We start from the raw sequence: 13,006 nt of genomic DNA, 5'->3' as shown, positions 1-13,006 counted from the left end.
TCATTCTCCTCTTTTGGCTGTAATAATATAAATGGGGTTTAAAGCGTCAAATCGTGTTAAGTGTAAAATTGGCTTGCTTCTTGAAACTTGTGCAAGGGTAACAGCAGTCTCAAATCCTCGCTCTTTAAAAGCTTTCATCGCTTCTGCCAAATTTTCAATCGTTACGGCATTTAATACGATGCGCCCTCCTGAATTTAATCGGCTGCAGCACACGTCTAAAATGGTTTCCATGCCTCCTGCTGTCCCTCCAATAAACACCGCATCAGGATCAGCAAACTCACCTAACCCTTCCGGTGCTTTTCCGTGCACAGTATGGGCATCTACTCGAAATTTCGCTAGATTTCCCCTGCAGTTTTCCAAGTCTGCTTCGTTTTTTTCCACAGCAAAAATTTGTCCTTCACGCGCAATTTTAGCTGCTTCAATCGCGACTGAACCTGTACATGTTCCGATATCCCATACGACGCTGTCTCTCTTTAGCTGCAGGGCACTAATACTAAGTGTACGAACTTCTTTTTTAGTAATAAGTCCCTTGTCCGGCTTGCGTTGAATAAATTCATCGTCCTCTATTCCGAGAGGCCAGACTGGACTTTTTTCTACCTGTTTTAATATCACGACATTAAGCGGAGAAAAGAGTTGATTCGCCGCCTCTTCCAGCGAAAGCAGCTGACAGCGCTCCGCCTCTCCACCTAGATTCTCTGCCACAAACATCTTGTATTCTGTCATGCCGAATGATAACAAGTAGTTTGCCAGAGCACTAGGAGAATTTTGCTCATCGGTTAAAATCGCCACTTTTTTATAACCGTCAATGCGCTGAGCCAGCCCTTTTATACTTCTGCCGTGCACGCTTGTAAAATAAGCGTCTTGCCATCGCTCTTTTAGACGTGAGAATGCAAGCTGAATAGAACTTAAATAAGGATATATTTCAACGTCTAGCTTCGCAGAAAGATAGCTTCCAATTCCGTAAAATAACGGATCGCCTGAGGCTAACACAACCGCATTTCCTTCTTCGTTTTTTAAACGTTCAACAAGGGAAGAAAGACCTCCTTCAATGGCTACTTTTTCTCCTTCGAAATCTTGAAAAAAGTCAAGGTGACGCTTTCCTCCAATTAGCACATCGCTTTCATACACCCACTGTTCATACATAGGAAGTAGACTTAACTTCCCGTCGTCACCAATTCCAATAATTTTAATTGCCATGTTGCACCGCCTGTCCTAAAAAATCTCCTTTTAATGTGTAAAGAGACGTATCGACATCGATTCCGTCCCCTACTTCCTTTAATGCTGATAAACAGCAGTACTCGCACAGTTTTTCGAAAAACTGATGATGACCGCTTTGCGTCATTAAATCTCCCACTTGAGAAGCTGTGTTTGCGCCTTTTATTTCCTCTACCAGTTCAGCAGAAGCGCCTGACTCAGAAGCTGCTTTTGCTAAAAAATTAAAATCAATAGGTGCACTTTTTGAATGAACCATCATAACGCCTTGCGCGACTTTTGAAAACTTTCCCATCATGCCTACGAGCGACACTTTTTTCATTCCTTGCTTTTTACATTGTTTTAACGTAAATCCAACAAAATCTCCCATTTCGATAAATGCTTCTTCCGGAAGTTCTGGAAACTGTTTCATTCCATATTTTTCGCTTCGTCCCCCTGTCGTAATGACAACGTGCTCACAATTACTCGCTTTAGCAACGCTAATGGCCTGCACGATACTTGCTTTATAAGCAGCTGTTGAGAACGGAACAACAATTCCCCGCGTCCCCAGTATCGAAATGCCTCCTAAAATACCTAGACGCGCATTTAATGTCTTTTTCGCCATTTCTTCTCCTTCAGGAACCGAGATGACAATCTTAACGCCTTTTTGTATGTTGTATTGGGCTAGAAGCTGTTCAGCCGTTTCTTTCAGCATCTTTCTTGGCACAGGGTTAATGGCTGCTTCACCGACAGGAACTGGGAGACCGGGCTTTGTCACACGCCCTACTCCCACTCCTCCATCAATGATAATGTCTGCACCATTACACCACGAAACTTCAGAAATAATCAGCGCTCCGTGCGTGGCATCGGGATCATCTCCAGCATCTTTAATGATGCTGGCTACAGCGCTGCTTGTGCGATACTCGCATTCTTCAAGATGAAACGTAGCAAAGCGGCCGACAGGTAAGTAAATCGTTGACTCATCTTGCACTTCTCCTGAAATTAGCGTAAGCAGAGCTGCTCTCGTAGCTGCCGTTGCACAAGCGCCCGTCGTATAGCCTTCTCTGAGTTTCTTAGGTTCTTTTGGTACTTCCTTCATGTGTTACACCTGATCTGCAAGAATTGAAATTGCATTTAATGCAGCAACCGTTACCGTACTGCCGCCTTTTCGCCCAATGTTTGTAATAAACGGCACGTCAAGTTTTGCAAGTTCTTCTTTCGATTCAGCTGCTGAAACAAATCCTACCGGCAGACCAATAACAAGCCCAGGCTTCGCTTCTCCTTCTTTAATCAAACGAATTAATTCAAGTAAAGCTGTCGGTGCGTTCCCAATTGCAAAAATCCCGCCGTCTGCTTCTTTAATTGCTTTTCGCATAGAAATAATTGCACGCGTTGTATTTAAGCGCTTTGCTTCTTCCATTACGTCCGGATCTGAAATATAAACTTTGATTTCACCGCCGTGTTTTTCAATTCGCTGCTTGTTTGTTCCTACTTGCACCATTTGTACATCTGCAACCACTTGCTTGCCGCTGCGAATGGCTTTAATTCCTGCTTGAATCGCATCTGGATGAAACAGCATACTGCGTCCAAGCTCAAAGTCTGCAGACGCGTGAATTACCCGCTGAACAATTGGGTACTGTTCATCTGTAAACGGATGAGGTCCAAGCTCTTCTGTAATCATTTCAAAACTTTTCCCTTCAATTTGCTGAGGCTGAACAGTTAACGGTTTAAATTCTGTACGAAAATCCATCTCAATCAACTCCTAGTTTGGTTTACTAAAGCATGAACCACTTCTTCAAACGTGGAATACACGGTCCCATACTCAATTTTCGGTCGCCCAATCATAATGATATCTAAGCCTAACTCTTTAGCTGCTTCCACTTTTTCATCCACAGATCCAACTTTTCCGCTTTCTTTTGTGACCATGACCGTCACTCCGTATTGCGTATAAAGCGCTTGATCAAACTCTTTTGTAAACGGACCTTGAATAGCAATAATATTTTTTTGCGGCAATCCTAACTGCTGACACTTTTCCATATTATCCAGCCTTGGAAGCATACGAGCAACAAGCCGTACATCTGAAAGAGGAAGGAGCTTTTCTGTAAAAACCTGCAGCGTCTTGCTGCCTGTTGTCAGCATAATAACTCCTTTTTTCTCAGCTGCTACTTCAGCTGCTTCTTCATACGTAGAAACCATCGTCATATTGTCGTAGGTAAAAGCCTGCGAAGCCCGCTCATAGCGTATGTAAGGAATCGATGTTTCAGCAGCCGCACCGATGGCGTTTTTAGATGCTTCTTCGGCAAAGGGGTGACTTGCATCCACAATAGCTTTTACACCATGTTCGTTTATAAAAGTCATCATATCTTCTTGTGTGAGACGTCCAATTTTCACTTTCACTTCTGCTCGCTGTAATTCGATTGCTGCATTGTCGGTTACAACCGTCGCCGTAACGTCGTAACCTTCTTTTTTCACTTGAACAGCTAATGCACGTGCATCGCTAGTTCCCGCTAACAATAAAATCATTTTAACTCGCCGACCTTATCTTCATGGTGGTGATGGTCATGATGGTGATCGTGGTGATGGTGCCCGTGATCATGATCATGATCGTGATGATGATGGTGATCAATATGCTCCATAATGCCGAGGCGATATTGACATGTATCGCAGTTCATTTTCACTTCGCCTTCTAATCCTTCTTCAGCACGTTCTTTTAAAATTGTCTGCAGTTTTGGATGAAAACCGAAATAGCCGGCTAGCTTAAACTCAATGTTTTCATGCTGCATTTTATACTGCTTCACCATTTCTTCCAAACGCTTAATTAGTACTCCTGTAAATAAGAAATACGGGAGAATAACCACTTTTTTAGCGCCCAGTTTTAAACATCGTTCCACTCCTTCATCAATCAATGGAGCGGTCACGCCCATAAAAGAAGTTTCGACGATTTTGTAGTTTGTTTTTTCCCAAAGAAGGCGCGTAATTTTATATAAATCACTGTTTGCATCAGGATCGCTTCCTCCTCGCCCTAAGACAATAACAGCCGTGTCTTCAGCTGGAGTTTCTAAATTTTCTCCTGATTCTTGTAATCTCGTTTTTAAAATTTCAAGGGCTTCTTCATGAACGCCAATGGGACGTCCGTACACGAAGTTTACGTGTGGATATTTTTCCTTAGCTTCATCTATAGCCGCCGGAATATGTATTTTTGAGTGGCCAGCTGGCAAGAGCATAATTGGAACTACAACTACATCTGTCGCTCCTTTTGCCACACATGTATCAATGCCTTGACTTACATTCGGACGTTCAAACTCTAGAAAACACGTTTCTACTAAAATAGATGGGTCCCAATCATGCTTCATAGTCGAGATAAACTCGCGAATTTGATCGTTCCCTTCAGGATCTCTACTTCCATGACCGACAAATAAAACTGATTTCATATAATGCCCTCCCATTTTTAATCTCCACACGGAGCTGGTTCTACTTTTATTTTTGGTGTTATATCTTGATAGTCGAATCCATAAACATTCTTCACACGCTTAAAGAATTTATGAAACCGCTCATTTGGATGACCTTTTTCTTTATATTCATGGACAATGTTCTCCACTATTTCAACAATGTCATCGGGCGCTATGCCTTCCGCCACAATTTGACCTGAATGGGCGTTTCGTCCAACCGTTTTAGCCCCTAAAAATAAGTCAAACGCACCTTTTCTGTAGACAATGCCGATATCTTCTTGAACAGCACCGTAACAGGCCATACCGCATCCATTAATACCAAGCTTCAGCTCTTTTGGCATGTCCATTCCACCGAGACGCTTTTGTAATTGTTCCGTATGCGGGATGGCGTCACTTTTTTCTCCATCACAAAAATCACACGCTTTAATTGTAAACACGTCTCCGACTGGAGATAGTAAAAAGGAAGCTGATTGGAGCTTTTTAATAATCACATCTGGCTGAGCCGTTGGAATTTGCAGTTTGATTTGATGGTCAGGCGTATACTCCATCGTACCTTTTTCACCAACAACTTCTGCTAGTGTTGTCATTTGAACGGGCGTAAACTTCTTATTCGCAAGCCCTGGACTAACTGCCACTTCAAAAATAGACTCAATTGGCTGGTGTACGACCGGTGAAGTAGTTTCACCTAAAATTGCTTGAAGCGCTTCTTCTGCCAGAGCTCGTGAAGCTGCTTTTTCTTCTTTTGTATTCTGAACATCTTCAATAGCTGAAGCCGTTTGCTTTACAGTCTCCTCTTGATCAAGAGCCCATGGTTCTGCTTCTTTTCGAAGTCGCTGATGCGGTCTTAGCGGCTGCTCTGTTTGGTTGAGGGTATATTTCCGCTGATACCCGCGCGGTGTAATCATTAAGTCATCGTAAAAGAACGTAGATGAATTTCCGACAACAACGGTAGTCAGCATGCCTATTTCATGATTTAACATGTCTTTTAAATTGGTCATTACCACTTCTTCACGGTCACGATAAGCGCTTTTCACAAGACCAACAGGCGTATCGGGGGAACGGTATTTTAATAAAATCCTTTGCGCTTCCACAATTTGTCTTGTGCGTCTTCCGCTTTTCGGATTATAAAAAGCTACTACAAAATCTGCTTGTGCAGCTGCTTCGATTCGTTTTTCGATTAACTCCCAAGGCGTAAGGTGGTCACTTAAACTAATCGTACAGGCATCATGCATCACGGGCGCCCCAAGGAGGGATGCGCATGAATTAATAGCCGAAATGCCAGGAATCACTTCCAGCTCTACGCCCGTTTCTTTTTTCCATCCTTTTTCAATCAACACTTCATACACAAGGCCGGCCATTCCGTATACTCCTGCATCTCCGCTTGAAATGACCGCCACGGTTTTTCCCGCTTCAGCTTGCTTTACGGCTTCTTGTGCACGGCTTACTTCTTCGGTCATTCCTGTACTAATAATTTGCTGATTCGTTAATAGTCCTTGAATTAATTCCACATAGGTTTTATAACCAATGATCATATCACTTTCTTGAATGGCTTCTCTTGCTCGCTGTGTAATATGTTCAAAGCTTCCTGGACCGAATCCAATAACTAACAGTTTACCTTTCATGCTAGCTCCTCCTTTATGCGTTACTTTTTACTTTGTCAATTCCTTCTATGGAGTCACTCTTTTCCGGAGAAACAAAACCGTTTTGATCATATTCATAAATAAGTGATTCCTTTATACTGCAGCCTCCTGCTAAATGTTCTTCAACAATTCGATGAGCTACGTTTTCAGTGACCTGCTTGTACCAATCTCCTGAAGGGTACACGATAGCTACAGGAGCATCTTTGCATCTTCCGTTACAGCGCGTACGGGTTGTGTGAACCGCTTCATCTAGATTCAGTTCAGTCACTTTATTTCGAATAGCTTGCGTGGCTTCTTCTCCACCTTTTCTCATACAGCTGCTTCCATTACAAATCAATACGTGATGCTTTGTTGCATTCAAGTTCCAAGTCGTCACACTCATTCGCTCCTTTACTAAAAAAACGCCTCTATCAATGATAGAGGCGCAGAAAATTCAAACTAAGTTTTTGCACTTCCACCTATATCCCGTAGGGTAAGCTTCGCATTAGAAAAAGGCTGGTTTCCTGACTTCGATTCATTACTTGATTGCGCCTTCCCGAATACAGTGGCATATGCAATCAGCTCCTCTTCACAGTGGCGGGTACCGCGCTGGCTTCACACCAGACTTCCCATTTAACGCAATGTGAACATTGCGCACCTTTTTTGCACGATATGTAGTTTTGTGCTACGAGAAAAACCCGCTTCGCTAATATGCGAGCGGGTAAAACGTCAGAATAAAAGTGTACACGAATGCCACTTTAAGCCAACGTTTCCCTTCCCGCTCCCCGGAGAAATAGAAACTTCACAATAAAGACAGGTCTCCTGACTTGTGTATCATTCTACTTGAGAACCTTCCCGTGATTTTTCCACAGTGGTTATACTCGTTCGTCCACACTTACAGTTGCGGGGGCAGTACTGGTCTTTCACCAGTTTCCCTATTAAGCCTTCTTGGCATCTTTACTGTTGCTGTTTGATATATATGAACCTTTTAAACTATCAGAATAATAGAAGTAACTACCATATCATAGCGTACATTTTTTTTTATTTCAACTCTATTCTTTTCGTAAGATACAAGAAGCTATAAAAAAACAAGAGCATAAAGTCAGCTCTTGTTTTTTCATTATATAGCTACTAATGTTAAATGAGGATCATTATAATACACGACTTCTGAAAGAACTTTACAGCCATTTGTTTTGGCAAAAGCTTCTCTCGCCTGCGTTTCAGTTTCAAATTCAAACATTTTCATTTCTTTTCCAGCATATACCGTCAGTACCCACATGAAAAGATTCGCCTCCGATTATTGTAGTGATCGCTATATCCACATTATGACGAAACCATATCCTTTTGAAAACCCATTCTACAAAACTTGTCACAAGAAACTTTTAAAAATTTAAAAACATTTTAACTTCTGTAAATGAACAAAATGTACAAAAGGTTTAAGCCGTATTATACCTCTTTAAAAAAGGTGCTTTTTTTACCAACTGTTGCTTCACCAGTAAAAAATATATAGTATTTATTAAAAAAAGAATCCGGACAGCCGGCTTCTTTTTTAGGAAAGGAAAGTACAGACATCATAGTCCCTTCCTGCTCTTTGTTTTGCATAAAAATACACTAATTAAATATTCCTTTCTTAAAGCAGAACCATGTTCGATTGGATATAGTGGTAAAGAAGCTTGTACGTATGGTTTAATGAATCTTGATGCGTTCTCTCAAACGCATGAGAAGAATCAATTCCTGGACCAATTAAGCCGTGTACGATGTCATGCCCGGCACGAATAGCAGCAGAAGCATCTGATCCGTAAAACGGATAAATATCTAATTTGTACTGAATATCGTGCTCCTTGGCTAGCTCCACCAAATGCTTTCTCAAACCGTAATGATATGGGCCGCTTGAATCTTTTACACAAATAGACACGGTGTATTCATCAGTAGATTGTCCATCTCCCATGGCACCCATATCAACCGCTAAGTATTCTACCGTTTGAGGCGTAATATTCGAATTTCCTCCGTATCCAATTTCTTCATTATTTGAAATAAGAAAGTGCGTAGTGTATGGCAGTTCGATCTGCTCTTCTTGAATTGTTTTCATGAGCTGAAGCAATAAAGCTACGCTTGCTTTATCATCGAGATGACGAGATTTAATAAAACCGCTTTTTGTTATTTCTACACGAGGATCAAACGAAACAAAGTCGCCGACTTCAATTCCAAGACTGCGAACATCTTCTGCGCTATGTACTTTTTCATCCAATCGAATTTCTATATTATCTTGATTTCGCTCAGCTTTACCTGCATCTTTATACACATGAACAGATGTTTGATGCATAAGGATGGTCCCTGTAAATACTTCTCCTGCTGACGTTTCGATTTCACAATATTCTCCTTCAATGGAATTGTAGCGGAACCCTCCAATCAAGTCGATTTTCAGACGTCCACTCGGTTTGATTTCTTTTACCATAGCACCTAATGTATCGACATGAGCCGTCAGCATGCGGTGATGATCCGTATCTTTACCGGGAATAGTAGCGACTAAGCCTCCTTTTCGATTGCGATACGTTTGAATATTTAGCTCTTTTACATAGTCTTCGACAAATGAAATCACCTTTTCTGTATTTCCAGAAGGACTGGGAATCGAAACAAGCTTTTTAATTAACTGAACAGTTTCCGTCATTATGACACTTCCTTTGTCTCTCATTTCTTTTATTTTACCATATGTTTCAAAAAAGATAACAGGCAGCTCCAAACAAAAAAGCCAGGCAGCTGCCCGGCTTTTTTATTTTAAGCTATGTTTGATTTCTTTAATTCATTTGTGTAATTTAATGATTTTTGCTTATCAAACTCGCCTTCTGACTTGGACATTACAATTGCAGCTAAAGCATTTCCTACTACGTTAACTGTGGTACGCATCATATCAAGAATGCGGTCAATTCCTGCAATAAATGCCATGCCTTCAAGAGGGAAGCCCATAGATTCAAGCGTAGCAAGTACAACTACAAACGATGCCCCTGGTACACCAGCCATCCCTTTTGAGGTTAACATTAGCACAAGAAGGAGCTGAATTTGATCCATAATGGAAAGGTCAATGCCGTACATTTGAGCAATAAACAGCGATGCCAGCGCCTGATAAATGGTTGAACCATCTAAATTAAACGTGTAGCCTGTTGGAATAACAAACGATGTAACCGATTTAGAACAACCGAAGTCTTCCATCTTTTTGATAAGAGATGGTAAAACGGCTTCTGAACTTGCTGTTGTAAAAGCAAGAAGCAGCTCGTCTTTTAACACTTTTATGAGCGTAAACATGCTTGTTCCAGCCATTTTAGCAATAATTCCAAGAACCACAAGCACAAAGAAAATCATGGTGAAGTAAACGGCGAACACTAATTTCCCTAATGGAATAAGTGATCCGACACCAAACTTTATAATATTAACACCAATAAGTGCAAATACACCTACTGGAGCAAATTTCATCACCAAATTAGTTACCCAAAACATTGCATCCAAGACGCCTTCAAAAAAGGCTAAAACAGGTTTTCCTCTCTGTCCAATCGAAGCTACGCCTACACCAAACAGTACGGAAAATAAAATGATTGGTAAAAGATCGCCTTCTGCTACCGACTGAAAGACGTTTGTCGGAACAATATGAAGAAGCTCCTGAGCAATCCCTGTACTTTCAGACGTTTTTGCCGTTGCCTCATATTGAGAAATATCGCTTTTTGCAATATGTCCCATATCAACCCCTGCACCAGGGTGGAATAAGTTAGCGGCAATAATCCCCACTACAATCGCAATGGTTGTAACAATTTCAAAATAAAGAATTGTTTTTCCGCCAAGCTTACCTAATTTTTTGATATCGCCTACTCCTGCGACCGCTACGATTAATGCTGAAATCACGATCGGTACGACAATCATCTTAATTAAATGAATAAATATGTCTCCAATTGGCTGTAAAATAGAAATGGCCGTATCGCTTCCGTAAAAGATAGCACCTACAGCTACGCCTAAGATCAGTCCAATTAGAATCTGAGTTGCTAGACCTAACCTTTTCACTTTCTTGCTCCTTTCGCACAGTTGACTTTCACCCATCGAGCATATGCGGTTCAACGAACCGTGTATAAATATACATCCTTACAGCACCTTATGTAAACAGTTCTTTACTAATAAGGATGTAAGGCCGCACATGCAAATTTTTAAAAGCCACGGTTCTGTTTTATCATATCAAATAATTGTTGTACACTGAGATTTTTTTGCTAAGTATTTTTCTATTTTTGCTATTTCAGCGAATAAATAAAAAAAATAAAATTTTATATTGAAATATGCATTTTAGGTTAGTATAATACGATACATGTTTATTTTTATTATTCGAATATAAAATTCTGAAAATTTTAATTATTCAACACGATAATAAAAAGCATTTATAATTTTGGAGGTTTTAATGTGTCAAACAAAGTTCCTTTTTCATTTATAGTGGTTATTGGCTTTATGCTTTTTGCCCTATTCTTCGGCGCAGGTAATTTAATTTTCCCTGCAATGTTAGGTCAGTCTGCTGGAAGCAATATTTGGTCAGCAAATGCTGGATTTTTAGTAACGGGTGTAGGTCTGCCTCTGCTAGGCGTTCTCGCATTTGGTTTTTCCGGAAAAGAGGATCTGCAGTCTTTAGCTAGTCGCGTACACCCAGCTTTCGGTATTATCTTTACTACGATTTTATACTTGGCAATCGGACCGCTTTTTGCAATGCCAAGAACGGGAAGTGTTTCGTTTGAAATTGGCGTTAAGCCTTTTTTATCAGAAAATTCAGGTCACCTTCCCCTTATCATTTTCACGGTAATTTTCTTTACGATTACGTGCTTTTTTTCGCTAAATCCTGCGAAAATTGTCGATTTAGTAGGAAAAGTTTTAACACCTATTAAATTAACGTTTATTGGAATATTGGTAGTTGTAGCCGTTGTGAACCCAATTGGAAAGTTCGAAGCACCAAGCGAAGCTTATACAACACACGCCTTCTTTAAAGGCTTCCAAGAAGGCTACTTAACAATGGATACACTAGCATCATTTGTTTTTGGAATTATTATTATTAATGCAATTAAAGAAAAAGGAGCAAAAACCAACCGACAAATCATCACAATTTGTGCAAAAGCTACGGCTATCGCTGCCGTTATTTTGGCTCTTATTTATAGTGCATTGTCTTATATGGGTGCTTCAAGCGTATCAGAGCTTGGACGTCTTGATAACGGAGGTACGGTTTTGGCTGAAGTATCAAATTACTACTTTGGCTCTTACGGAGGAATTCTTTTAGGTCTGATGATTACCGTTGCTTGTTTAACAACAAGTGTAGGCCTTGTAACATCTTGTTCATCTTTCTTCCATAAGTTGTTTCCAAGGGTTTCTTATAAGTTGATTGCTGTCATTTTATCAGCATTCAGCGCCGTTGTAGCAAACTTTGGCTTAACGGAATTAATCGCTATTTCGGTTCCAGTCTTAACAGCTATTTATCCGTTAGCTATTGTGTTAATTGCTTTAACATTCTTACATCCTTTATTTAAAGGACGTTCTGAAGTTTACCAAGTAAGCCTTCTGTTCACGTTTATCGTTAGTTTATTTGATGGCTTAAATGCTGCTGGATTCAAAATTGCCGCAGTAAACGATCTGTTTACATCGATTCTACCTATGTATGGAGTGGGTCTCGGCTGGGTAGTTCCTGCTATTGTAGGAGGATTAATCGGTCTTGGCATTACCTTCCTTCGTACAAATGATAATACGAACAGAAACACTTCAAGAAAATTAATTAAATAAAAAGAGGATGCATTTGCATCCTCTTTTTATTGTGGCGTTTTATGAATAAGGAGTTTTTTTCTCCGTTAACTTCACTTCTTCCTTTAACACACGTTTTTCATATAGATATTTATCCGTTTGTTGAAAATGATATTTATCAGCTTTTTCTTTTTCAGATGTGGTCAAAAGCACTTGACCATCAGAAGCAGCTGACACACCAAACGTTTCATTTCGATAAGTAGCATACGGAGCTACAAAAAACACTTCTTCAACAGCATCACGAGGAACTTCTTTTGTAAAAGTCGTGTCATTGTATGGAATGAATCCATTTGCTACATCGCCTTTATCATAGCTAATCAGCTTTACACACCCATTTTCCGTTTCATAACATTCGTAGTCTCGTTCATTATATGCTGCATACAAACCTTTTCGAATCATAAAAAACATTCCTTTACATTGGTTTAGCAACCGCTGGCACAAATCGTTTTTCTTCTGCCACGTAGGTAGCTAAAAGTACTTCTTCCCCATTTACCACTTGATATAGTTCCGCTCCGTTTGCTGGTGGATAATAGTTATCAAATTTGAACTCTGGAACGGTTTCTCCGTTTCGAGATCCTGTAAACCCATTAAGCGTACATGGAGGTCCATAATTATTACCAATCAATCCCTTTTAGTAGGTCTCAAAAATAAAACACACCATCTAAAATAGATGGTGTGTGAAGTATAGTAAGTAATTAAGAAATTTGTTTAAGTTCTGATGAGAGTTTTAAAAACTCTTCTTTATTTTTCATCAATAGCGTGCGGTCGATTTCTTCTTTTAGCTGTGCTTTACGAAATTCTGCAATCGCCTTGTCTAAAATCATCTCAGCGAATAATGCATCAAGCACCTTTCCGTTGGATTTTTGCGGTGAATTAAGTAAATTCTTTTTCATAAGAAATCAACTCCTTGGCTTTTTTATAATATAACACAAATATTCT

The 13,006-nt window shown here is 40.2% G+C and carries 15 protein-coding genes and 2 riboswitches; of the genes, 1 reads left to right on the top strand and 14 read right to left on the bottom strand.

Annotated features, from left to right (window positions below):
* The 11 genes from SCI76_RS00735 to SCI76_RS00685 form a co-directional block, all read right to left on the bottom strand.
* Positions 1 to 1,197, bottom strand: a complete 1,197-nt coding sequence (locus tag SCI76_RS00735) for a bifunctional cobalt-precorrin-7 (C(5))-methyltransferase/cobalt-precorrin-6B (C(15))-methyltransferase (protein WP_033579169.1) — start codon at positions 1,195 to 1,197, stop codon at positions 1 to 3.
* Positions 1,187 to 2,290 (bottom strand): cobalt-precorrin-5B (C(1))-methyltransferase, encoded by a 1,104-nt coding sequence (locus SCI76_RS00730; protein WP_028408304.1) that lies wholly within the window; start codon positions 2,288 to 2,290, stop codon positions 1,187 to 1,189. The genes SCI76_RS00735 and SCI76_RS00730 overlap by 11 nt, the downstream gene beginning before the upstream one ends.
* Before the next feature lie 3 nt (positions 2,291 to 2,293).
* A complete protein-coding gene (locus SCI76_RS00725; protein WP_013083415.1) occupies positions 2,294 to 2,941 on the bottom strand; it encodes a precorrin-8X methylmutase in 648 nt (215 codons plus the stop codon).
* Between the two features lie 5 nt (positions 2,942 to 2,946).
* Positions 2,947 to 3,714 (bottom strand): precorrin-6A reductase, encoded by a 768-nt coding sequence (gene cobK / locus SCI76_RS00720; protein WP_063247868.1) that lies wholly within the window; start codon positions 3,712 to 3,714, stop codon positions 2,947 to 2,949.
* On the bottom strand, positions 3,711 to 4,622 hold the full coding sequence (locus SCI76_RS00715) for a sirohydrochlorin chelatase (protein ID WP_033579551.1): 912 nt from the start codon (positions 4,620 to 4,622) through the stop codon (positions 3,711 to 3,713). Before SCI76_RS00715 ends, cobK begins: the two co-directional genes overlap by 4 nt.
* Before the next feature lie 17 nt (positions 4,623 to 4,639).
* Entirely contained in the window at positions 4,640 to 6,262 is a 1,623-nt protein-coding gene (gene cobJ, locus SCI76_RS00710; RefSeq protein ID WP_034269175.1) for a precorrin-3B C(17)-methyltransferase, read from the bottom strand.
* Positions 6,263 to 6,275: 13 nt separating this feature from the next.
* Positions 6,276 to 6,656 carry a ferredoxin gene (locus SCI76_RS00705; protein WP_063247866.1) on the bottom strand — a complete coding sequence of 127 codons (381 nt, stop codon included), beginning with the start codon at positions 6,654 to 6,656 and terminating at the stop codon, positions 6,276 to 6,278.
* A gap of 99 nt (positions 6,657 to 6,755) precedes the next feature.
* Positions 6,756 to 6,936: riboswitch (cobalamin riboswitch) on the bottom strand.
* A 117-nt stretch (positions 6,937 to 7,053) separates the two neighbouring features.
* Positions 7,054 to 7,233: riboswitch (cobalamin riboswitch) on the bottom strand.
* Positions 7,234 to 7,379: 146 nt separating this feature from the next.
* Positions 7,380 to 7,538: a hypothetical protein gene (locus tag SCI76_RS00700; protein ID WP_014459832.1), complete on the bottom strand. Its 159-nt coding sequence runs from the start codon at positions 7,536 to 7,538 to the stop codon at positions 7,380 to 7,382.
* Positions 7,539 to 7,705: 167 nt separating this feature from the next.
* Positions 7,706 to 7,861 (bottom strand): hypothetical protein, encoded by a 156-nt coding sequence (locus SCI76_RS00695; protein ID WP_168760861.1) that lies wholly within the window; start codon positions 7,859 to 7,861, stop codon positions 7,706 to 7,708.
* 28 nt (positions 7,862 to 7,889) lie between these two features.
* Complete coding sequence (locus SCI76_RS00690; RefSeq protein WP_063247865.1) at positions 7,890 to 8,927, bottom strand: M42 family metallopeptidase; 1,038 nt, start codon at positions 8,925 to 8,927, stop codon at positions 7,890 to 7,892.
* 107 nt (positions 8,928 to 9,034) lie between these two features.
* Positions 9,035 to 10,306 (bottom strand): cation:dicarboxylate symporter family transporter, encoded by a 1,272-nt coding sequence (locus tag SCI76_RS00685; protein ID WP_048019195.1) that lies wholly within the window; start codon positions 10,304 to 10,306, stop codon positions 9,035 to 9,037.
* 387 nt (positions 10,307 to 10,693) lie between these two features.
* Here SCI76_RS00685 and brnQ point away from each other — a divergent pair, with 387 nt between their 5' ends.
* Positions 10,694 to 12,049: a branched-chain amino acid transport system II carrier protein gene (brnQ, locus tag SCI76_RS00680; protein WP_013057321.1), complete on the top strand. Its 1,356-nt coding sequence runs from the start codon at positions 10,694 to 10,696 to the stop codon at positions 12,047 to 12,049.
* 39 nt (positions 12,050 to 12,088) lie between these two features.
* Here the strand turns inward: brnQ and SCI76_RS00675 are convergent, their stop codons facing one another.
* The 3 genes from SCI76_RS00675 to SCI76_RS00665 form a co-directional block, all read right to left on the bottom strand.
* Positions 12,089 to 12,466 (bottom strand): hypothetical protein, encoded by a 378-nt coding sequence (locus SCI76_RS00675; RefSeq protein WP_063247863.1) that lies wholly within the window; start codon positions 12,464 to 12,466, stop codon positions 12,089 to 12,091.
* A gap of 13 nt (positions 12,467 to 12,479) precedes the next feature.
* On the bottom strand, positions 12,480 to 12,692 hold the full coding sequence (locus tag SCI76_RS00670; protein ID WP_047750840.1) for a hypothetical protein: 213 nt from the start codon (positions 12,690 to 12,692) through the stop codon (positions 12,480 to 12,482).
* A 70-nt stretch (positions 12,693 to 12,762) separates the two neighbouring features.
* The gene (locus tag SCI76_RS00665; RefSeq protein ID WP_013057324.1) at positions 12,763 to 12,960 is read right to left on the bottom strand and encodes an IDEAL domain-containing protein; all 198 of its coding nucleotides are present in this window, start codon (positions 12,958 to 12,960) and stop codon (positions 12,763 to 12,765) included.
* Positions 12,961 to 13,006: the final 46 nt, after the last annotated feature.

The organism is Priestia sp. HNGD-A6 (assembly GCF_045784335.1).
GTDB lineage: Bacteria > Bacillota > Bacilli > Bacillales > Bacillaceae_H > Priestia > Priestia zanthoxyli.
Note: the sequence above shows the minus strand (reverse complement) of the source record. Positions and strands in the feature narration are given on the sequence as shown.

What these genes read in the sequence shown, in the direction of transcription:
- SCI76_RS00730 (WP_028408304.1), bottom strand. Translation starts at nt 2,290, where the DNA reads ATGAAGGAAGTACCAAAAGAACCTAAGAAACTCAGAGAAGGCTATACG.
- SCI76_RS00735 (WP_033579169.1), bottom strand. Translation starts at nt 1,197, where the DNA reads ATGGCAATTAAAATTATTGGAATTGGTGACGACGGGAAGTTAAGTCTA.
- SCI76_RS00725 (WP_013083415.1), bottom strand. Translation starts at nt 2,941, where the DNA reads ATGGATTTTCGTACAGAATTTAAACCGTTAACTGTTCAGCCTCAGCAA.
- SCI76_RS00715 (WP_033579551.1), bottom strand. Translation starts at nt 4,622, where the DNA reads ATGAAATCAGTTTTATTTGTCGGTCATGGAAGTAGAGATCCTGAAGGG.
- SCI76_RS00675 (WP_063247863.1), bottom strand. Translation starts at nt 12,466, where the DNA reads ATGATTCGAAAAGGTTTGTATGCAGCATATAATGAACGAGACTACGAA.
- SCI76_RS00665 (WP_013057324.1), bottom strand. Translation starts at nt 12,960, where the DNA reads ATGAAAAAGAATTTACTTAATTCACCGCAAAAATCCAACGGAAAGGTG.
- SCI76_RS00695 (WP_168760861.1), bottom strand. Translation starts at nt 7,861, where the DNA reads ATGCAAAACAAAGAGCAGGAAGGGACTATGATGTCTGTACTTTCCTTT.
- cobK (WP_063247868.1), bottom strand. Translation starts at nt 3,714, where the DNA reads ATGATTTTATTGTTAGCGGGAACTAGCGATGCACGTGCATTAGCTGTT.
- SCI76_RS00700 (WP_014459832.1), bottom strand. Translation starts at nt 7,538, where the DNA reads ATGTGGGTACTGACGGTATATGCTGGAAAAGAAATGAAAATGTTTGAA.
- cobJ (WP_034269175.1), bottom strand. Translation starts at nt 6,262, where the DNA reads ATGAAAGGTAAACTGTTAGTTATTGGATTCGGTCCAGGAAGCTTTGAA.
- SCI76_RS00690 (WP_063247865.1), bottom strand. Translation starts at nt 8,927, where the DNA reads ATGACGGAAACTGTTCAGTTAATTAAAAAGCTTGTTTCGATTCCCAGT.